This is a genomic window from Streptomyces sp. NPDC039423, from assembly GCF_055598725.1.
Genome location: NZ_JBVKAH010000004.1, coordinates 147,230 through 167,367 on the forward strand (window position 1 = coordinate 147,230; position 20,138 = coordinate 167,367).

Genomic DNA, 20,138 nt, shown 5'->3' on the forward strand with positions numbered 1-20,138 from the left:
CCGGCGCCTCAGACGGGCGCGACCGTGCGGAGGAGGAGCAGGGCGATGTCGTCGTGGCGGGGAGCCGACTCACGGGCGTGGCCGATGAGCGCGTCGGCCAGGTCGTCCATGCTCTCGTCCCCGCTCCAGGCGAGCTGCCCGGCCAGCTCGGCGGTCGCGTCGTCGATGTCGACACCGGGTGACTCGACGAGGCCGTCGGTGAAGAAGGCCAGCACGGTGCCCAGGGGCAGGGCGAGCCCGGCCGTGGGGTAGTCGGCGGCCGGGTCGATGCCCAGGAGCAGGCCGGGCGGCATGTCGAGCGCCTCGGTGTGCCCGTCCGGGTGGCGCACCAGGGGCGGCGGGTGGCCCGCGGTGGCGAGCAGGGCCCGGTGGTGCTTCAGGTCGATGTGCGCGTACAGGCAGCTCGTGAACAGGCCCGGGTCGAGGTCGGTCAGCAGGCGGTTGGTACGGGCGAGGACCTCGCCGGGCGGCGCGCCGGCGCTCGCGTGGACGGCGGCCCTCACCTGCCCCATGAGGGCCGCGGCCTCGACGTTGTGGCCCTGGACGTCGCCGATGGTCGCGGCGGCGGTCGTGCCGCTGAGCCTGATCAGGTCGTAGAAGTCACCGCCGACGCCCGTGCCGTGGCCGGCGGGCAGGTAGCGGGCGGCGACCTCCAGTCCGGGGACGTGCGGAAGGGTGTGCGGCAGCAGGCCCGCCTGGAGGCGCCGGGCGAGTTCGTGCTTGCTGTCGTAGAGCCTCGCCCGGTCCAGGGCCTGGGCGAGGAGACCGGCCAGCGAGGTGAGGATGGCCCGCTCGCCCGGGTGGAAGTTCCGCGGCCGGTCGTAGCCGAGGACCAGCGAGCCGACCGGGCGGCCCGAGGCGATCAGCGGCAGGAAGGCCCAGGCGGCGCCGGCGCTGCCCAGGACGACCGCGTCGGGGAAGTCACGCTCCAGTTCCGCCCGGCTGCCGAAGAACAGCGGGGCCCGGGTGACCAGGACGCGGGCCGCCGGGGTGTCGGAGGCCAGCGGGGCGGAGTCGAACCGGGCCACGGCCTCGGCGTAACCGCGGTGGCCGACGACCCGCAGGCGGCCGTCCTCGGCGGTCAGCAGGGCGAGGGCGTGGACGCCGAGGGCAGGGGTGATCTGGTCGGCGGCCTGGTCGATCACCTCCTGCACCCCGGCGGCCTCGGTCAGCGTGGCGGCCAGGTGCATCAGGTGGTAGAGGCTGGTCGCCCGGCTCGGCAGGGCGGACTGCGGCGTGTGCTCCTCCTCTTCCTGGCGGGTGCTGCCCGTACCGGCGGCGCCTCCTTCCGGGTCGGCCGGGGTGATGCGGACGCTGATGCCGGTGGCGTCCGGGTGCAGCTCGAAGCGGAGCCAGTGGTCGGGTGGGCGCAGCGTGGTGAACGACGTGGTCCGGCGGCTGATGACCGCCGCGCGGTACCGGTCCTCGACCGCCGGGTTGTCCATCCAGGGGAGCACTTCCCACGGCAGGGCGCCGGTCAGTTCCTCGGCGGCGACCCCGAGGAGGTCGGCCGCCTCCTCGGTGAAGAAGGTGACACGGCCGTTCAGGTCCAGTGCGCAGCTCCCGCCGGGCAGGCGGTGGACGAACTCCACCGCCGCCGTGGCCTCGATGGGCCCGGGGGTGCGCCGGGTGGGACGGACGATCCGGGGGGTCCGCCCCGGGACCACGGGCCGGCCCTCGTCGTCCGCGCGGGCCAGGATCTGCGCCATGCGGTCGCAGCCGCTGTGGACGGCGTCCTCCTCCGGCGCGGCGAGCCGCGGTGCGTGCCCCCCGGGCCACAGCAGCACCAGGCCGCCCCCTGTGGTGCCCGCACCGGAGATCGGGGCGGCGGCCAGGGAGAACGCGTACGGCAGGACGAGCCCCGGCCGGGGGTAGCGGCGGGCCATCTCCTCCCGGTCCCCGATCCACACCAGCCGTCCTTCGGCCACGGCGTCCGCCAGGGGCACGGGGTCGCGCGGCATGACCCGCATCCACGGGGCGGCGAACTCCAGCGAGACGCCGCTCAGCACCGCCAGGCGGAGGGCGCTCTCCCCGGGCGGGCGCAGGTAGACCATGCCGATGGCCGCGCCCGTCCGCCGCATGGCGTCGGACAGGGCGGTGCCCAGCGACCGCAGGCCCGAGCCGGCCTCCTCGGGGTTCTTCACGCTTCAAGCGTGCCCCGGCGGACCGCCGGGCGCAGTTCGGCGATGGCGGGGAGCGGTTCGGCAGTGGCCGGGAGCGGTTCGGCGGTGGACGGGCCGGCCGGTTCGCCGGGTGCCCGGCGCACGGGGTCAGTGAGCGGCCGGTCCTTCCCGCAGCCAGGCCAGCCTCTCCTCGGCCGCCCGCAGCCGGGGGTGTCCGGGGCCGTGGATCCGCCGGTAGTCGCGTACGCAGCGGTCGAGCAGTTCGGCGGCCTCGGCGTGCCGGCCCACGTCGATCAGTACGTTGGCGAGGTTGTCCCGGACGGCGACGGTGGCGGGGTGGTCGTCGCCGTGCAGGGTCTCGCTGCTGTCGAGGATCGCGCGCAGGATGGGGACGGCGTCCTCGTAGCGTTCCATGCCGTGCAGGACGGCGGCGAGATTGTTGCGCGCCGACAGCGTGGACTCGTGGTGCGGGCCCAAGGTCGCGTCGGACACCTGCACGACGGTACGGAGGTGCTGTTCCGCCTCGGCGTAGCGGTCCAGCCGGCACAGGACGGCGCCCAGGTTGGTCCGGGCGGCGATCGTGCGCTCGTGCGCGCTCCCGTACCGGTCCTCCAGCCGGGGCACGAGGCCGCGCAGGGCGCGCTCGGCCTCCTCGTGGCGGCCGCACCTGATCAGCGCGGCGGCGTGGGTGTTCGCGGAGGTCAGGACGTCGGGGTGGTCGGGGCCGAGCAGCCGGACACGGCGTTCCAGGACGTCCCGCAGCAGCGGCTCGGCCTCAGGGGCGCGGTCCAGGTCCTGAAGGACCGCCGCGAGGCCGGTCGCGCAGGCCAGTGCGCCGGGGTGGTCACGGCCGAGCGTCTCGGCGCGGCGGCGGAAGGTGTCGCGCCACGCCTCCTCGGCGAGGCGCAGGTCACCGGTCTCGTGGAGGAGGCCGGCGAGTTCGGCGGAGGTGCGCAGGGTCTCCTCGTCGCGGTCGCCGAGGACGGTCCACTGGGTGCGTACGACGTGCTGGTAGAGCTCGACGGCCTCCCCGCCCCGCCCGGGAGCGGACGCGAGGACGCGGGCGAGGGCGCGCATGGCGGTGAGGGCTTCCGGGTGCTCGGGGCCCAGCCGGTCGATGGCGGACTGCGCCCGCATGGCGGCGGCCTGCTCGGGGGAGATGTCGATGCGGAAGACCTCCTGCTCCACCCCTCCCTCCATCACCTCTGAGAGGGTGATGTGTCCCCCGCCGGGACGCCTCGTGCCTCCGGACTCCGCCGTGGGCGGCTCGCCTGTTCCTGGTGGGTTCTCGTGCGTCCGGTGAGGCAGCGGCTGGGCGCCTGCCTCCCGGCCGTCCTCCGCGGCTCGCCGCCGCCACCATCGGCTCATCGTGACAGCCTCCTCGTCGCTCCGGGTGTCGTCAGGCGCCCGCGTGCACGTGTGCCGCCCACAGGCTGGGACTGGCCGCGAAGGCGGCGCGGCAGCGCAGGACCGCCTGGTGCAGGGCGGTGGCCGCCCTCGTGTCGTCGAGTTCCGGGCCGTCGCCTGCCGCGCCGGCACACAGGCCCTGGTAGAGGAGGCGCGTGACGCGGACGGCCACCACGTCGTGCACCGGCCAGAGCGTTCCGACGGCACTCGGGTATCCCGCGAGCTGGAACGCCGAGGTGATGTGGATCGCCTCGTCGGCCAGTTCGCCGCCGCCCCGCGCGGTCTCGCAGGCGGAGAGCACCGCGAGCCGCGCGGCGGGCAGGTCCAGCCGGGAGATCGCGCGGACGGTCAGCGGACGGGTCGGGTGGTCGTGCACCAGGAGCCGGCCGTTCGAGGGGTCGTCCGGTTCGCTGACCCCGTGGCAGGCGAAGTGCACGTAGGGGTGGTGGGGCAGGGCTTCCATCACCTGCTCGAAGGTGGCGTCCTGCCCGTGCAGTACGTCGGTGGGGACGAGGCCCCGCAGCACCTCCACCTCCCGCCGCGCGCCGCCGAGCGGCCGGGCGCCCGGGGTCTGCGGGAGGGCCACGGCGAGCAGCCGGCCGTGCGGTCGCGGCGCGGCGGCCCGGGCCCTGGCGTACCGGAGGGCTCCGACCGTCGGGGTGTACGAGGAGACCACCCGGTCCAGCACGGTCCGGGGCCCTGGCCCCGCCGGGTACGGCGCGGGGGCGGCTCCGTCGCCGGGCACCGTGCCGGGGCCCTCGCCGTGGTGACCGGCCGCGTGCAGCGGCAGGGAGGCGAGGGCGCCCCCCGGCGACCACCAGAGGCGCGGCCACTCGTGACCCGGCGGGGGCCCGTGCAGGCCGAGCCGGTCGAGCACGGGGCCGGTGACGTGGTCCCAGGTCCAGCGGAGCACCTCGTCGACCGCCTGCTGGGCCGCCCGGTCGCGGGCGGGATCGGCCGCGTCGGCGAGTGCGCGTGCGAGGCGGTCGGCCTGCTCGCCGACGGCCTCCGGGGTGGCGTCGGGCAGCGGCACGAGAACGACCTCGCCGTCCCGCAGCACCAGTGCGTCACTGCGGTACGCGCTGCAGTAGGCGAGCACCACCGGGCCCCGGTCGGCGCACGCCGCCAGGGCCCGGGGGGAGGGCGCGGCAAGGAAGTCGGAGAAGCCGGGCCGGGAGCGGATCTCGGCGACCAGGTTCTCCAGTTCGGCGGCGAGGGCGTGCCGCCGGTCGGTGGTGTCGGCCGGCGGCGGGCCCTGCGCGGTGTCCGCGACGCCGGCGGCCTCCAGGGCGTCGAGCCGTTCCCTCAGCCGTGCGAAGCGTTCGGCGAGTGCGGGGTGGGCGCCGCGCAGGCGTCCGAGCCCGTCGCGGGTGGCCATGGCCCGGCCCAGCAGGACACCCCGGCCCTGCTCCAGCAGGAGCACCGCCTGCTCCGGCCGGCCGGCGTTGACCGCGCACGCGGCGGCCTCGGCGGCCAGGCCCCGCACCCGGGACAGGCCGCGCTCCTGGTCACTGCGGACCAGCCGGCCGGACGCGGCGAACGGCAGCAGGTCCAGTGCCAGCCGGTAGCCCGGCAGGGCCTCGGCCCAGCGCTGGCCGTCGTCGGCGGCGGCGGCGCCCCACTCCCAGGCCGCGAGAACCCGCTCGTGGGCGGGCAGGGCGGTGGTTTCGGCGGCCTGCCGGTAGGCGTCCTCGGCGGCACGGAGCACTCCCCGGTCGCCGTCCCGCTCGTACAGGGCACGCAGCGCGTCCCCGTACGCCTTCAGATGGCCGCCGTGGGTCGAGGTGTGCTCGGTGACGGCCCATACGGCGCGGCCCAGTTCGCTGACGGCCTGCTCCAACTCGCCCGGCGCGCCGGTGACATGGTGCTTGGTGAGCCGGGCGGAGCCGAGGTTGGAGAGGACCATGGCGAGCGCCGGGTCGCCGTAGGGGGCCTGCCGGGCTGCTTCCTCCAGCAGTGCGACGGCTTCGTCGAGGTCCGCCACGTCGCCGGTGTCGTCGAACCGGGCCCGCAGCGCGTTGGCCAGGTGGTTCAGCCGGTCGGCGCGCGGTAATCCGGCCGCGGGTGCCAGGGCGAGCGCCCGACGGGCCGCGTCGATCGCCTCGCCGGCGGCCGCGGTGTCCCCGGTAGCTCCGTGCCAGCTCTGCAGCACCACCCCCAGGTTGCCGAGACGCACGACCTGGGCGGCGGGCGGTGCCTGGGACGCGTGGAGCGCTTCCCTGGCCAGTCGGGCGGCTTCCCACAGGGAGGTCAGGTCGTCGGTCTGGAGGGCGCGCTGCCGCAGGGTGACGGCGAGGTTGGCCAGGGTCCCGGCGTACTCCTCCGTGCCCGGTTCCTGCTCGGCGAGGGCGGCGCGCAAGGTGGCGACGGCCTCGTCGAGCAGCGCCGCGTCACCGGTCCGCTGCGCCAGCCTGTGCAAGGTGTTCCCGAGGCTTTTCAGCCTGTTGGCGTGCTCCGGGGTGCCGGGGCGGAACAGGGTCAGGGCCTCGCGCAGCAGGGCCGCCGACTCCTCCAGCAGGGCCGGCTCGTCGGTGGCCTCGGCGGCCAGGCGCAGCGCGATGCCGAGCCCGGCGAGCCGCTCGGCACGGGCCGGGGAACCGTGCGGGCACTCTGCCAGGGCCATGCGGTGGGTCCGCAGCATCTCCGGGAGGTGGGTGTCGTCGGAGGCGTGCTCGTGCCACTGGCGCAGGCCGTGCCCGAGGTTCCCGAGGACGAGCGGGCGGTCGGGGTCGCCGGGCGGGACGGCCTCCACGGCGGCGCGCCACAGGTCGAGGGCCTCACGCAGGGCATCGAGGTCCCCGTCGACGAGGTACGCGTCGTGGCGCAGCCCGGCGAGGTTGCTCAGGTGAACGCGCCGGGCGGGCGATCCGGCCGGCAACACCCGGAGCGCGCGCCGTCCGGCGTCCGTGGCGCGGAGGAGGTCCGCCGCGGGGTCCCGGGCGCCCGGCCGGCCGGGCGTCCGTGCGGCCAGCCCGTGCCGCAGACGGAGCACCTCGACGAGTCCGCCCAGGGACTGCGCCGCGGTCTCGGCCTCCTGGGGCAGGAGGGCCGCCCGCTCGAACGCCTCCGCCGCCCGGTCGAGGTCCTCGGGTCGCTCCCGGACGGCGAACCTCTGCTGGTGGGCGATGCCCAGGAGCCGTACGTCCTGGGGGTTCGCCGGCTCACGGGCCGCCTGCCGGCGCCCCAGCTCCACCAGGGCGTCCAGGTCGTCCGGGTGCCGCACCAACTGGTACCGGCTGTGGAGGGCGACCATGAGGTTGCCCGCCCGGGTGGCGGCGTGCGCGGCGTCCACCGCCGGGGACGCGAGGTACCGCCGGTAGAGGTCGATCGCCGTGTCGAGGGCCTGCCGGTCGCCCGTCCGGAGGTGGTGGGCCAGCAGCCGATCGGCCTCCCGTCCCGCGTCGGGGTCCTCCGCCGCTCGCGCTCGGTTCGTGCGGAACACGCCCACCCCCCGGTGTCACGCGGCCGTGACCGCGGCCCCTCGGTACCGTCGGCCCGTGCTCACGATAGCGAACGGACCGCCGGACCGCGGTCGTTCGGTGGACGTACAATCACGGCGACCGACATCCGGCGTCCGAGGGGGAACGGTGGAGATCGAGACCGGGGGGCGAAGGGGGCCGCGAGCCGGACACGCCAGGCTGGGAGAGCTGTGCCGGCGGCTGACGGACGACTCCGGACCGCTGGAGCTCGGTGAACGGGGCCTGGGGCTCGTCGAGTCCATCGTCTCCGGCCTGCGGGCCGGCCGGGCCCCCGAGGAACTGGAGGACGTCTTCGACGAGTTGGAGGAGGAGCTGCTCGTGGCCGGGCACAGTGCCGGCCTGGGCTCCTACCGCACGACTCCGCCGCCCCCGCCCGGTTACCAAAGTCTCCCCGTCGCGGGGCCGGGGCACCCGGCGTTGCACGTGCTGGCCTGCCCGCTCGGTCACTGCGGGCGGGTGGAGGCACCCGCCGAGGAGGCCCCGCACCCGGGCTGCCGGGTGTTCGACCGGCCGCTGCGCGCGGTGCCCCTGCGGTGACCAGTGCCTTCCTCAGCGCGCTGGGCGGCCGGATCGCCGAGCGGTGGCTGACGCTGCTGGCCCTGCCGGGGCTGCTCTTCCTCGCCACGCTGACCACGGCCATGGTGCTGGGGCACGAGCGATGGGCCGATGTCGGGCGGCTGCGGTCCTGGCTCGACGCCCTCGCCTCCTCCCCCGCCTCCGGGAGCACCGGAACGGTCGTCCTGGTGGCTCTGGGGGTGCTGGCCGGTGCCGCGGTGACGGGTGCGGCGGCCCAGAGCCTGGGCGCGGGGGTGGAGCTGCTGTGGTGCGCGGAGCCGCGCGGGCCGCTGCTGCGGCGGCTCGCCGACCGCCGGCTGCGCCGCTGGCGCGCCGCCGACGCGGCCTTCCGCACCGCGCTGGTCACGGCCGGCCGGGCACGCATCGAGGGGGCGCCGGAGGCCGACCGGCTCGCCGCCGTCGCGGAGCGCCGCTACGCCGACCGTGGCCGCATCGCCGCGGCGCCGCCCCGTCATCCCTTCGGGACGGGTGACCGGCTCGCCGCGCCGGGGCAGCGGCTCTGGCGCGCCCACCGGGTGGACCTGGCAGCCGCCTGGCCGCACCTGTGGCTCCTGGCCTCCGACGGCACACGGGCCGAACTGCACGCCGCCCGCGTGCGGCTGAGTGCGTCGGCACGGCTGTACGCCTGGGGCGCGGGGTACCTGGTGCTGGCGTTCTGGTGGTGGCCGGCGGGGCTGGCGGGTGGGGTCGCGGTCGTCGCGGGGGTACGGCGCGGGCGGGCCGCGGCGGAGGCGTTCGGCGAGCTCACCGAGGCGCTCGCCGACCTGCACCTGCGGGACGTGGCGGCGGCGCTGGGCGTCGAGTGCGACGGGAGCGTCGACCGGGTCGTCGGTGAGCGCCTCTCCCGGGCGCTGCGCAAGGAGCCGGAGCCCGGGCAGGGCGGCTGATCCCGGGTGCGCCCGGGCGAGCGCCGCACGGCCCGCCGGGTGCCGGGGCGCGGGGAGCGGTGCGGCCGGGAAGGGGGTCCTTCCCGGCCGGCTCGGCCGGGTGTCCGGCCGGGTGCCCGGGTCGGCCGGGGGCCCGGGGGCCCGGGTCGGCCGGGGGCCCGGGGGCCCGGGTCGGCCGGGGGCCCGGGGGGCGGGGTCGGCCGGGTGTCCGGCCGGGCCTTTCCGCGCTTCTATCCCGCCTTGATCCGCATGAAGGTGACGGAGTGGGCCGGGAAGGTGTACGTGAACTCCTCGCCGATCCCGCGCAGGGTGGACGTCCGGGGCCGGACCGGCCGGGCGTCGGCGGTGTTCACCGCGTCCGGTGCCCCGGTGAGGGTGATGAGCCGGGCCGTGGGGGCGACCTTCGCCGTACCGAGGTCGACGCGGGTGCGGGCGGGTGCGGCCCCGGCGTTGACGACCTTGACCACGAGGTCACCCTTGTCCCGGGTGACGACCTGCCGGAAGGGTTCGGCGGGCTTGTCGTCGGTGAAGCTCCCCCATTCCCGTCCGTCGAGGTAGAGGGTGACCTGGCGCCCGCGGACCTTGACGTGGATGTCGTAGGTGCGTCCGGTCTCGATGGTGGTGGCGTTCTCGGTCAGCGTCTCCTTGCCGCCGTCCACGGCCGCCTCGACGGCGGAGCGGGTGTTGTTCCAGCCGCCCAGGTTCCACCAGTAGTGGTTGCCGGTGTCCCGGACGCCGAAGGCGATCAGGAAGCCCTCCCTGCCGGACTTCTTGGTGGCCTTCAGCCGCAGGTCGTAGTCGTGCCAGCCCTTGTCGCCCGCCGTCACCAGGGTGTCCTCGGCGGTCGCGTCGGTCTGGAGGAACGCGCCGTCCCGGACCGTCCAGTCGCCCCGCCCGGTGCCCCGTGTCCAGCGGGTGTCGCCGGCCGAGAAGTCGTCCTCCAGGAGCGTGGTCCCGTCCGCGGCGATGACCTCCACGTCGTCGTACGCGGCGCTGGTGGCCCACGTGGACAGGCCGACGGCCCCGGTGATCGGGCCGGAGACGGCGGGGGTGGTGGTGGCCCGGCTGGGTACGACCCGGTCGCCGGTGTTGGTCATGAACAGCCTCTGCACCTCGTAGCTGGTCGAGCCCCAGGAGCGGTGGTTGTCGAACCAGATCATGTCGGGGCGCCACTGCGTGGTGTCCGTGTTGGCGAGCAGCGGGGCGTAGGAGGCGAGCCTGACGACGTCGGCGTTGCGCTCCAGGCCGGTCATGAAGGCGGCTTCCGCCAGCGCGTTGCGGAACCGGTCGTCGCGCGAGGCGTACTCGCCGAGGAAGACCTTGGGGCCCTTCCGGTCGTAGGCGTCGTAGCGGTCGTTGTGCCGCAGGAACCACTGCGGGCTGTTGTAGTAGTGCTCGTCGACCATGTCGACGCGGGCTTCCCGGTTGAGCTGCCAGGCGCGGTCGAAGACGCTCCCGGCGTCGTCGGGCCCGGAGTTGCTGATCACCGTGATGTCCGGGTACCTGGCCGCGATGGCCTCGCGGAACGCGGTGAAGCGGCTGAGGAACTGGTCGGGCAGGGTCTCCTCGTTGCCGACGGCGAGGTGGGTCAGGCCGAAGGGCTTCGGGTGGCCCATGGCGGCACGCTTGCGGCCCCATGCGGAGGTGGCGGGGCCGTTGGCGAACTCGATCAGGTCGAGCGTGTCCCGGATGTGCCGCTCCAGCAGCGCCGGGTCGTCGGTGGCCCGGTTCTCGCCGCAGCCGGTGACCAGGGCGGGCACCACGGGGAGCGGCATCGCGCCGATGTCCTCGGCGAACTGGAAGTACTCGTAGTAGCCGAGGCCGTAACTCTGGTGGTAACCCCAGAAGTTGGCGTTGACGGCCCGCTGCTCGACCGGGCCGATGGTGTCCTTCCACTGGTAGGAGCGGCGGCGTTCCCAGTCCGGCGCCTCGTACGCCCGGTGGCTGCCGGTGTTGACCAGGCAGCCGCCGGGGAAGCGGAGGAATCCGGGCTCCAGGGCGGCGATCTTCTCGGCGAGGTCCTTGCGGAGCCCGTTGGCCCGGCCCTTGTAGGTGTCGCGCGGGAAGAGCGAGACCATGTCGAGACGCAGGGTGCCGCCGCCCGCCGCGGTGACGGCGAGGCGCCCTCCGGTGGTCGTCACCTCGGGGGTGAGCGTGCCGGTGTACTTGGTCCAGCGGTCGCCGCGCACGGTGATGCCCAGCGGTGTGGACACGGGGGTGCCGTCGGCGGTGCGCAGCTCGGCGGTGAGGCGGGTGCCCGCGGCGCTGTCGGTGCGCGCCCAGACGGAGAAGTCGTGGCGGGCGCCTTCCCTGAGCGCCATGCCGGCCCCGTGGCCGCTGTTGACGATGCCGAAGCGGGCGCCCTCGCCGCCGGCGCCGGTGAGGGCGAGGCGGAGGTGGTGGCGGTTGCGCTCGTTCAGGCGCTCGGCGTCGTCGACGACCTGGAGGGTGCCGGTGGCGCCGCCGGTCGCGGTCTGCTGCCAGGCGGTGAGGGGGGTGAAGGACCGGTTGTCGGCGGGGCCGAACTCGAAGGAGCGGTTCCGGACGAGCTCGGCGTACAGGCCGCCGTCGGCGGCGTTGTTGATGTCCTCGAAGAAGACGCCGTACATGGTCGGACCGATCGCCGGGCCGGCCCGGTCGGGGGTGACCGTGATCGTGTGGTCGGCCGGGGGTGGGGCGTCGGCCCGGGTGGGGGCGGCCATGGCCGTGCCCACCATGAGGGCCGCCAGCGCGAGGACGAGCCTCGGCCGTATGGGTGCCATGTGTGTGCTCCTGGATGTCTTCAGTTGTTCGAAATACCGGACGTTGACCAGAACTTCGAACAGGAAGATAGGGAGGGGCAGTTGGGGCGTCAACCCTCCCGGCCGCCCGCTTCCGATTACCCAGCGGTAGGGCCGTCTCACCGAACGTCGACCGCCGCCGGTGCCCGTCCGGCCCGCCGGGCGGCGCCGATGCCTTGGCGTTCCCGCCCGACCGGCTCGACAATGAGGGGGATGACGGACAACCGGGCACACAGCGGCGAGATCGGGCCCACCGAGCGGCTCGCCATGAACCGTACGGGCAGCTTCGACTGGGACCTCGACGCGGGCACGATCGACATCGACGAGGCGGGGCTCCTCGTGTTCGGCCTGGCGCCCGGTACGTTCGACGCCCGGCCCGCCTCCCTGGTGCACCGGCTGGAGACCGAGGAGCGCGCCCGGCTGGACGCCGTGATCAGGGAGGCGCTGTCCAGCGGCCGGTCCTCGTACGCCGCGCGCTTCCAGATCCCCCTGGACGACGGTTCCGTGCAGTGGACGCACGTCCAGGCCCGCATCCTGCGCGACCGGGACGGCCGGGCCCACCGGATCGTCGGGATCGTCCGGGACGCCACCTCCGAGATCACCCACTCCGCCTTCGTGCTGGAGCTGGAGAAGCGCCGGAAACGGCAGACCAACATGGTGGAGCGCACCACCCAGGCGCTGTCGCGCGCGGTGACGGTGGACGACGTCACCGCCGCGCTCACCGGCCCCGGGGGCCTGGCCCGGCTGGGGGCCGACGGCTTCGCGCTGGGCCTGGTCGAGAACGGCTCGCTGAACATCATCGCCCTCAGCGGTGAGTCCCTGGACGTCCTGGAGCACTTGCGGATGCGGCGGCTGGAGCCCGGGATGCCGCTGGCGGAGACCGTGCTGAGCGGGCGCCCGCTGTTCAGCAGCTCGTTCCAGGAGCTGATCAAGGACTACCCGGTGCTGGCCCCCTTCGCCGGGAGGATGCGGTTCCGGGCGGCCGCCTACCTGCCGCTGGTCGCCCAGGCGCGCACGCTGGGCGGGATGGCGCTGTTCTACCGGGGGCGCACCGCCTTCAGCGCCGACGAGCGGAACCTCTCGCTGGGGCTGGCCGCCATCGTCGCCCAGTCGCTCCAGCGGGCGATCCTGTTCGACGAGGAGCGCGAACTCGCCACGGGCCTCCAGGCCACCATGCTCCCCCGCCGCATCCCGGCGGTCGAGGGCGGGGAGATCGCCGTGCGGTACCACTCGGCGTGGAGCGGCCGGCAGGTCGGCGGCGACTGGTACGACGTGGTCCCGCTGCCCCGGGGGCGGGTCGGCATCGTGGTCGGTGACGTCCAGGGTCACGACACGCACGCCGCCGCCATCATGGGCCAGCTCCGGATCGCGCTGCGGGCGTACGCGGGCGAGGGCCACGCCCCCTCCACGGTGCTCGCCCGGGCGTCCCGGTTCCTCGCGGAGCTGGACACGGAGCGGTTCGCCACATGTACGTACGCCCAGGTGGACCTGGATTCGGGCACGGTACGGGCGGTGCGGGCGGGCCACCTGGGGCCGCTGATCCGGCACACGGACGGGCGCGTCGGGCGGCCCAAGCTGCCGGGGGGCCTCCCACTGGGGGTGGCGTCGGTGTTCGGGGACGAGGAGTTCCCCGAGACGCGGCTGGACCTGGTGCCCGGCGAGACGCTGGTGATGTGCACCGACGGGCTGGTCGAACAGCCGGGGGCGGACATCGGGGAGGGCATGGACGCCCTGGAGGCGGCGGTGAGCAGCGGGCCGCCCGGCGCGGAGGCGCTGGCCGACCACCTGTCGCAGCGGTTCTGGGAGCGGTGGGGCGCCGGTGACGACGTGGCTCTGCTGGTGCTGCGGCGCAGCCCGGACCCGGGCACCCCGCGGGCGCCGCGCATCCACCAGTACATCCACCAGGCCGACCCGCAGGGGCTCTCGGAGGCGCGGGCGGTGGTCCGGCGGGCGCTGCGGGACTGGGACATGCGGGCGTTCGCGGACGACGCCGAGCTGGTGACCGGGGAACTGCTCGGGAACGTGCTGCTGCACACCGAGGGCGGCGCGGTGCTCACCCTGGAGGTGCTGCCGGAACCGGTGCGGCGGGTGCGGCTGACGGTGCAGGACCGTTCCAGCGCCTGGCCCCGGCGCCGTACACCGGGCGAGGCGGCCACCTCGGGGCGGGGACTGCTGCTGCTGGACGCGCTGGCCCTGCGGTGGGGCGTGGAACCGCGCGGCGAGGGCAAGGCGGTGTGGTGCGAGATCGGCCCGTCGTCACGGGGCGGACGAACGGGCGGACGACCGGAGGAGGCCTGAGGCCATGGACCCCGTCGAGGCACTGGACCGGATCGCCTATCTGCTGGAGCGGTCACTGGCGCCGACGTACCGGGTGCGGGCCTTCCGCACCGCGTCGGCGGCGCTCTCGGCGCTCGGCGAGGGCGAGGCGGCCGAGCGGGCGGCGGCCGGGACCCTGGAGCGGCTGAAGGGCATCGGCCCGAAGACCGCGCAGGTGGTGCGGGAGGCGCTGGCCGGGGAGGTGCCGGCGTACCTGCGGAAGCTGGAGGGCGAGGCGGAGGCCGCGCCGGGGCCGGGGGCGGAGCTGCGGGCGGCGCTGCGCGGCGACTGCCACCTGCACTCCGACTGGTCGGACGGCGGGAGCCCCATCGAGGCCATGGGTCGGGCCGCGGCGGCGCTCGGCCACGAGTGGGCGGTGCTCACCGACCACTCGCCCCGGCTGACGGTGGCCCGCGGCCTGACGGCGGACCGGCTGCGGGAGCAGCTCGACGTGGTGGCGGAACTGAACGAGGGCTGGGCGCCCTTCCGGCTGCTGACGGGCATCGAGTGCGACATCCTGCTGGACGGTTCTCTCGACCAGGAGGACGAACTCCTGGACCAACTGGACGTGGTGGTCGCCTCGGTCCACTCCAAGCTGCGGATGGACGCCGCGCCGATGACCCGGCGGATGGTGAGGGCCGTGAGCAACCCCCTGGTGGACGTCCTGGGCCACTGCACGGGCCGGCTGGTCGGCGGGAAGCGGCCGGAGTCGGAGTTCGACGCGGAGCGGGTGTTCGCGGCGTGCGCCGAGGCGGGCACCGCGGTGGAGATCAACAGCCGGCCGGAGCGCCTGGACCCGCCCCGGCGGCTGCTGCGGCAGGCCGTGGACGCCGGGGTGTTCTTCGCGGTGGACACCGACGCCCACGCCCCGGGGCAGCTCGACTGGCAGGTCCTCGGCTGCGCCCGCGCCGAGGAGTGCGGCGTCCCGGCCGACCGCGTCGTCAACACCTGGTCCGCCGAGGACCTGCTCACCTGGACCCGTACGCGCCGGGCCCCCGGGGCCGGTTGAGGCGAGGCGCCCGCCGGGGGGGCGGCCGAGGCGCGGGCCCATGGGGGCTGCGGAAGAATGCCGTCGCCCGCGTGCCCTTCGTACACTGGCGCGCATGGCATGCCGTATCAGTGAGCTGGTCGTCGACTGCGCCGATCCCGAGCGGCTCGCCGCGTTCTGGGCCGGGGTCCTCGGGTACGTCGAGCTGGAGCGGGAGGACGACGGGAGCATCGCGATCGGGCCGGCCGGCACCGGCTTCGGCGGGCCGCAGCCCGTCCTCGTGCTCAGCCCCAGCGACGATCCGCGGACCGGGAAGCTCCGGCTGCACATCGACGTCAGCGCCACCGACCGCGACCAGGACGCGGAGCTGGAGCGGCTGCTGGGGCTCGGCGCCCGGCGCGTCGACGTCGGCCAGACCGGCACGGAGGACTGGCACGTGCTGGCCGACCCGGAAGGCAACGAGTTCTGCCTCCTGCGCGGCCGGATCGAGCCCGTCTGACCACGGGCCGGGGTGGACTCGCGCCGCATGCGGGCGGGTCGGGGTCCGCCGCCTATCACGGGGGACGTACCGATGATTCGGTGTGGCGGCCCGTAAGGCCCTGGCTCGACCTTGCGGTATCCACGCGATGCCCGGCAGGGCACGCTGCCCGTGCCCTGCGTTGCCCGTTTCTGGCATGAGGCGCGGACAACGCCCCCCGTAATAGCGGTTTCGCGGACCGGCGGCGCCCGGTGGACGAGCCGATCAACCCGTCCAGGATGCAGCAATCCCCACGGGATTTCTTCTGATGCTTCTTCCGTGAAAAACCTTCGGCCAACGGACGGGCCCCGGAGGCCGGATCGTCACGCTCCGGGCCCCCCACCCCGCTGTTCCTCCGCTCCGGCCACCTCCTCCGCCATCCGCCGGCGCTCGGCGGACAGGGCCCAGCGGTAGGAGAGCGCCGCGAGGGTGGGGGCGCCCCAGCGGGCGCGCAGCACGCCGAGTTCCTTGGTCAGGGTGCGCAGCCCGATGCTCAGCCGCCGGGCGGTGATGCGCTGGTCGACGCCGGCCGCCGTGTCGATGAGGATCTCCCGCTGACGGTGGGTCAGTCCGCCGCCGTCGTCGGGGGCGGCCCGCCGGGGGTCGCCGTGCCAGATGTCGGCGCGCCGCCAGGCGTCCTCGAACCCCTCGGCGATGAACGCGACCAGCGCCCGGTCCATCACGTGCCAGGCGGCGTGCGTGGGCGTGGAGTTGACCACGTGGTCGGGGATGAAGGCCTGGCGCCGGTCGACGACGACACAGCTCTGGTACGGGGCGGCCAGCGTGCGGAACTGGGCGCCCCGCGCGGTGAGCCGGGTCACCCGGTCGCGGGTCGCCGCGTCGTCCCGCTCGCCGTCGCGGTACAGGGTGCGCATCCGCACCCCGCGGGCCAGGGCGCGGATGTCCCGGGCGAACGCGGCCTCCAGGGCGTCGGCGCCGGCGGGGCCGAGCGGCTGCGCGGTCAGCAGCTCGGTCTCGGCCTGGCCCACGGCCTCGCCGATCCGGGCGCCGACCTGCTCGGGCTCGGCGAGGAACTCGCTGCCCGCCCCGGAACGCCACTTGGCGCGCTCGAAGTGCAGGGCCAGTTCGTCGGCGACGGCGGGGACGGCCGCCATGCCGGCGGCCCGGGCGGCCAGCTCCCGCAGCCCCTCGTCGAGCCGCCGCCGGCCCGCCTCCTGGGGGTCCAGCGCGATCGGCGCCCCGGGCCGGTCGGGGTCGACGGTGACCAGGTGCCAGGCCAGCAGCTCCCGGAGCGCCGCGCCGTCCGCCGGGCCGGCGGGCTCGCCCCGGGTGATCGACGCGTACAGGGCCCTGGCGGCCGGGGACAGGGCGTCGGGGCCGCCGGCCGGCGCACCGGCCCGCTCCTCGGCCCACCCGGGCGCGGGCGCCCGTCCCCGGTCCCCTTCCCGGGCGTGGGCGGCGGAACCGCCGCGCACGGAACTGTCCTCTTCCATCGCTCTTGCCCCCGTTTACGCCTGCGTGTGTGCGCCGTGCGCATGTACGCACCACGCGAACGCTTGATCGCTGACGTGCGACGGGCCAGCGTACCCGTGTGGCCCTTCCGCGCTCTGTTCCCGCGAGGAGCCGCGGCACACCACGGCGGCCACGGCACCACCGGCGGCCGCCCCCTTGGGGAAGAAAGCGTCATGGACAAGCTTGCACTGCGTCTCCTGCTCAGCGAGCGCCGGGCGTCGATCACGCCGGAGAGCCAGGGACTGACACGCCCCACACGGCAGGGCAGGCGTGCGCGCGGGCTGTCCCAGGCGCAGATCGACCAGATCCTGCACCGCGCCCCGGACACCTACGGCCGTCTGGAGTCGGGCCGTTACCCCAATCCGCCGGTGGACCTCCTCCAGGACGTGGCGCGGCTGTTCCGCATGAACGAGCAGGAGTGGATCGCGCTGTGGCGGTACGCGCTGGGCCAGGACCCGCCCCGCCCGCTCGACTTCCGCTCCGGGGAGGAGCTCCCCGGCGTCTGGCAGGAGATCCTCCGCGGCGTCTCCCACCCCGCGTACATCAACGACCGCTCATGGAACGTCCTGGCGCACAACGCCCCCTTCGCGGCGCTGTTCCCGCACCGCCGGGTGCCCGCCAACGCCATGCGGTGGATGACCGTCGAACCGGGAGCCCGGGACGTCCTCGCGGACTGGGAGACCGCCTGGGCCCCGCTGGTCCTCCCCCAGCTTCGGGTGGCGCTGGCCGCCGACCCGTCCGACAAGACGCTGTGCGCGATCGAGCAGGACGTCCTGGCCGACCCGGTGGCGGCCCCGCTCTACGAGGAGGCGAGCTCCTACAGCCACCTCGACGGCGACCAGCGGCCGCTGTGCCACCCGGTCCTGGGGCGCGGCTGGGTGACCATGTGCGCGGCCCAGCCCATGGCGGCCCCGGGGTCACGGCTGATCGTCCTGGTCTTCCACCCCGGCCCGCGCCGCCTCCGCACCCCGTCGCTGCGCGCCCGGCCGGACGACCCGGTGGACCGGGCCGGGACGGGCGGGTGAGGCACCGCCCGGAAGGGGTACCCGGGGCGGACGTCCGTCACCGTCCACCGGGAAGGGCAGCATCGTGCGCGATTCCGCCGAGTTCACGCGGTCCGCGAGCCGTTTCACGGACCGGATCACCGCCGACGGCCGTGACGGCCGGCCGGTGGAGGCCGGGCGGTACCGGCTGGTCGTCAGCCGGGCCTGCCCCTGGGCGAGCCGCTCCCTGGTGGTGCGGCGGCTGCTGGGACTGGAGGAGGCCCTGTCCCTCGCCGTCGCCGACCCGGTGCAGGACGAGCGGAGCTGGCGCTTCACCCTCGACCCCGACGAACGGGACCCGGTCCTGGGCATCCGCTTCCTCGGCGAGGCGTACGAGGCCAGGGAGAAGGGGTACGACGGCCCGGTGAGCGTGCCGGCGCTCGTCGACGTGCCGAGCGGGCGACTGGTGTCCAACGACTACCAGCGGATCACCCTGGACCTGTCCACCGAGTGGCGGGCCCTGCACCGCGAGGGCGCGCCCGACCTCTACCCGGAGGCACTGCGCGACGAGATCGACGAGCGGATGGAAGGCATCTACCAGGACGTGAACAACGGCGTGTACCGCGCCGGGTTCGCCAAGGGCCAGGAGGCGTACGACGCGGCCTACGCGCGGCTGTTCGCCCGGCTGGACCAGTTGTCGGAGCACCTGGCCGGGCAGCGCTACCTGGTCGGGGACACGATCACCGAGGCGGATGTACGGCTGTTCACCACGCTGGTGCGGTTCGACGCCGTCTACCACGGCCACTTCAAGTGCAACCGCAACAAGCTCACCGAGGACCGGGTCCTGTGGGCGTACGCGCGGGACCTGTTCCAGACGCCCGGCTTCGGTGACACGGTGGACTTCGACCACATCAAGCGGCACTACTACGTGGTCCACGAGGACATCAACCCGACGCGGATCGTGCCGCGCGGCCCGGACCTGCGGGGCTGGCGGGCGCCGCACCACCGGGAGGAGCTGGGCGGGCGCCCGTTCGGCGACGGCACGCCGCCGCCCCCTCCCCCGCCCGGCGAGGTCGTCCCTCCGCTGTGACCCCTCCCCGTACTGCCCGGGCGCCCGGGAGCCCGGGGCAGTACGGGGAGTGCGGCTAGGACGCCTGCCAGACGGTGGTGGCGTTGCAGAACTCCTTGATGCCGTGCCCGGACAGTTCCCGCCCGTACCCCGACCGCTTGACGCCGCCGAACGGCAGCGCGGGGTGGGAGGCCGTCATGCCGTTGACGAACACTCCGCCCGCCTCCAGGTCCCGGACGAACCTCCGGACGTCCTCCTCGTCCCGCGTCCAGACGTTGGAGCTGAGGCCGAAGTACGTGTCGTTGGCGACCGCCACCGCCTCCTCGGCGTCCGCGACCCGGTAGAGCGTGGCGACCGGGCCGAAGGTCTCCTCCTGGTGGATCCGCATGGCGGGCGTGATGCCGGTCAGCACGGTCGGCTCGTAGAACCAGCCGCGTTCCAGGCCCTCCGGCAGGTGGCGCGGCCGGCCGCCGCCGCACAGGACCGTCGCACCCCGGCTGACCGCGTCCTCGACGAGCTCCTGGAGCCCGTCCCGGCCGGACTCGCTGGCCAGCGGCCCGACGTCGGTGGACTCGTCCATCGGGTCGCCGACGGTCAGCGCGGCCATGCCCGCCGTGAAGCGCTCGCGGAACGCCTCGAAGACGTCCGTGTGGACGATGAAGCGCTTGGCGGCGATGCAGGACTGGCCGTTGTTCTGGGCGCGGGCGGTGACGGCCACCCGGGCGGCCTCCTCGATGTCCGCCGAGGGCATCACCACGTACGGGTCGCTGCCGCCGAGTTCCAGGACGGTCTTCTTGATCTCGTCACCGGCGACGGCGGCCACGGAGCGGCCGGCGGGTTCGCTGCCGGTGAGGGTGGCGGCGGCCACCCGGTCGTCGCGCAGGATGCCCTCGACGGCACGTGAGCCGACCAGCAGCGTGCGGAAGCAGCCGTCGGGGTAGCCCGCCCGGCGGAAGAGGTCCTCCAGGTAGAGCGCGGTCTGCGGGACGTTGGAGGCGTGCTTGAGCAGCCCCACGTTGCCCGCCATGAGAGCGGGGGCGGCGAACCGCACCACCTGCCAGAGCGGGAAGTTCCACGGCATGACGGCCAGGACGGGGCCGAGCGGGCGGTAGTGCACGCGCGCGTGGACCGCGCCGGAGTCCCGGACGTCGGCCTCGGGCGGGTGCTCGTCGGCGAGGAGCCGCTCGGCGTTGGCCGCGTACCAGCGCATCGCCTTCACGCATTTGGCCGCCTCCGCCCGGGCGGCGCCGAGGGGCTTGCCCATCTCGGTGGTCATCGTGCGGGCGATGTCGTCCCGGTCGGCCTCCAGCAGGTCGGCGGCGCGTTCCAGCAGGCGGGCCCGCTCGGCGAACGTGGTCGTGCGGTACGCGCGGAAGGCCGCGTCGGCGGCGGCCAGGCACCGTTCGATCCCGTCGGGCGTGAGCTCGTCGAAGGTCTTGAGCGTCTCGCCGGTGGCGGGGTTCACGGTCGCGATGGGCATGGGCGGGTCCTCCTCGCAGTGGCTGCCTCGACCCTGCCGCCCAGGTCGCGGCGCCGCAAC

General features: G+C 75.1%; 13 protein-coding genes. 7 read left to right on the forward strand and 6 right to left on the reverse strand.

The annotated features are described in order from the left end of the window. Nucleotides 1-8: 8 nt before the first annotated feature. The 3 genes from ACZ7LK_RS14875 to ACZ7LK_RS14885 form a co-directional block, all read right to left on the reverse strand. Complete coding sequence (locus ACZ7LK_RS14875; RefSeq protein WP_469464375.1) at nt 9-2,081, reverse strand: SpoIIE family protein phosphatase; 2,073 nt, start codon at nt 2,079-2,081, stop codon at nt 9-11. Nucleotides 2,082-2,270: 189 nt separating this feature from the next. Next, the gene (locus tag ACZ7LK_RS14880) at nt 2,271-3,311 is read right to left on the reverse strand and encodes a tetratricopeptide repeat protein (RefSeq protein WP_471140854.1); all 1,041 of its coding nucleotides are present in this window, start codon (nt 3,309-3,311) and stop codon (nt 2,271-2,273) included. A gap of 211 nt (nt 3,312-3,522) precedes the next feature. After that, nucleotides 3,523-6,972, reverse strand: a complete 3,450-nt coding sequence (locus ACZ7LK_RS14885; RefSeq protein WP_471140857.1) for a CHAT domain-containing protein — start codon at nt 6,970-6,972, stop codon at nt 3,523-3,525. Nucleotides 6,973-7,117: 145 nt separating this feature from the next. Between ACZ7LK_RS14885 and ACZ7LK_RS14890 the strand changes: the two genes are divergently transcribed. Then, nucleotides 7,118-7,546: a hypothetical protein gene (locus tag ACZ7LK_RS14890; protein WP_392273724.1), complete on the forward strand. Its 429-nt coding sequence runs from the start codon at nt 7,118-7,120 to the stop codon at nt 7,544-7,546. After that, nucleotides 7,543-8,472, forward strand: coding sequence for a hypothetical protein (locus ACZ7LK_RS14895; RefSeq protein WP_471140860.1), 930 nt, complete (start codon nt 7,543-7,545; stop codon nt 8,470-8,472). Before ACZ7LK_RS14890 ends, ACZ7LK_RS14895 begins: the two co-directional genes overlap by 4 nt. Nucleotides 8,473-8,702: 230 nt before the next feature. Here the strand turns inward: ACZ7LK_RS14895 and ACZ7LK_RS14900 are convergent, their stop codons facing one another. Beyond that, nucleotides 8,703-11,234, reverse strand: a complete 2,532-nt coding sequence (locus tag ACZ7LK_RS14900; RefSeq protein ID WP_471140863.1) for an alpha-L-arabinofuranosidase C-terminal domain-containing protein — start codon at nt 11,232-11,234, stop codon at nt 8,703-8,705. 231 nt (nt 11,235-11,465) lie between these two features. Between ACZ7LK_RS14900 and ACZ7LK_RS14905 the strand changes: the two genes are divergently transcribed. The 3 genes from ACZ7LK_RS14905 to ACZ7LK_RS14915 all read left to right on the forward strand — a co-directional run bounded on the left by ACZ7LK_RS14905 (nt 11,466) and on the right by ACZ7LK_RS14915 (nt 15,055). Further along, nucleotides 11,466-13,550 carry a SpoIIE family protein phosphatase gene (locus ACZ7LK_RS14905; protein ID WP_392273721.1) on the forward strand — a complete coding sequence of 695 codons (2,085 nt, stop codon included), beginning with the start codon at nt 11,466-11,468 and terminating at the stop codon, nt 13,548-13,550. A 4-nt stretch (nt 13,551-13,554) separates the two neighbouring features. Continuing rightward, a complete protein-coding gene (locus ACZ7LK_RS14910; protein ID WP_471140868.1) occupies nt 13,555-14,577 on the forward strand; it encodes a PHP domain-containing protein in 1,023 nt (340 codons plus the stop codon). A 94-nt stretch (nt 14,578-14,671) separates the two neighbouring features. Further along, nucleotides 14,672-15,055, forward strand: coding sequence for a VOC family protein (locus ACZ7LK_RS14915; protein ID WP_469464350.1), 384 nt, complete (start codon nt 14,672-14,674; stop codon nt 15,053-15,055). Nucleotides 15,056-15,396: 341 nt separating this feature from the next. Here the strand turns inward: ACZ7LK_RS14915 and ACZ7LK_RS14920 are convergent, their stop codons facing one another. After that, nucleotides 15,397-16,527 (reverse strand): hypothetical protein, encoded by a 1,131-nt coding sequence (locus ACZ7LK_RS14920; protein WP_471140871.1) that lies wholly within the window; start codon nt 16,525-16,527, stop codon nt 15,397-15,399. A gap of 192 nt (nt 16,528-16,719) precedes the next feature. On the opposite strand from ACZ7LK_RS14920, the gene ACZ7LK_RS14925 reads away from it, so the two are divergent. Together ACZ7LK_RS14925 and ACZ7LK_RS14930 are read left to right on the forward strand one after the other, a co-directional pair. Beyond that, the gene (locus ACZ7LK_RS14925; RefSeq protein WP_392273717.1) at nt 16,720-17,571 is read left to right on the forward strand and encodes an MmyB family transcriptional regulator; all 852 of its coding nucleotides are present in this window, start codon (nt 16,720-16,722) and stop codon (nt 17,569-17,571) included. Between the two features lie 64 nt (nt 17,572-17,635). Next, nucleotides 17,636-18,619 carry a glutathione S-transferase family protein gene (locus tag ACZ7LK_RS14930; protein ID WP_392273716.1) on the forward strand — a complete coding sequence of 328 codons (984 nt, stop codon included), beginning with the start codon at nt 17,636-17,638 and terminating at the stop codon, nt 18,617-18,619. A gap of 55 nt (nt 18,620-18,674) precedes the next feature. Here ACZ7LK_RS14930 and ACZ7LK_RS14935 read toward each other — a convergent pair whose 3' ends face one another. Continuing rightward, entirely contained in the window at nt 18,675-20,078 is a 1,404-nt protein-coding gene (locus ACZ7LK_RS14935; protein ID WP_471140875.1) for an NADP-dependent succinic semialdehyde dehydrogenase, read from the reverse strand. Nucleotides 20,079-20,138 lie beyond the last annotated feature (60 nt).

Excerpts from the sequence above, each read along its gene's own strand:
- ACZ7LK_RS14900 (WP_471140863.1), bottom strand. The coding sequence starts at position 11,234 with ATGGCACCCATACGGCCGAGGCTCGTCCTCGCGCTGGCGGCCCTCATG.
- ACZ7LK_RS14910 (WP_471140868.1), top strand. The coding sequence starts at position 13,555 with ATGGACCCCGTCGAGGCACTGGACCGGATCGCCTATCTGCTGGAGCGG.
- ACZ7LK_RS14935 (WP_471140875.1), bottom strand. The coding sequence starts at position 20,078 with ATGCCCATCGCGACCGTGAACCCCGCCACCGGCGAGACGCTCAAGACC.
- ACZ7LK_RS14875 (WP_469464375.1), bottom strand. The coding sequence starts at position 2,081 with ATGCGGCGGACGGGCGCGGCCATCGGCATGGTCTACCTGCGCCCGCCC.
- ACZ7LK_RS14915 (WP_469464350.1), top strand. The coding sequence starts at position 14,672 with ATGGCATGCCGTATCAGTGAGCTGGTCGTCGACTGCGCCGATCCCGAG.
- ACZ7LK_RS14925 (WP_392273717.1), top strand. The coding sequence starts at position 16,720 with ATGGACAAGCTTGCACTGCGTCTCCTGCTCAGCGAGCGCCGGGCGTCG.
- ACZ7LK_RS14905 (WP_392273721.1), top strand. The coding sequence starts at position 11,466 with ATGACGGACAACCGGGCACACAGCGGCGAGATCGGGCCCACCGAGCGG.
- ACZ7LK_RS14920 (WP_471140871.1), bottom strand. The coding sequence starts at position 16,527 with ATGGAAGAGGACAGTTCCGTGCGCGGCGGTTCCGCCGCCCACGCCCGG.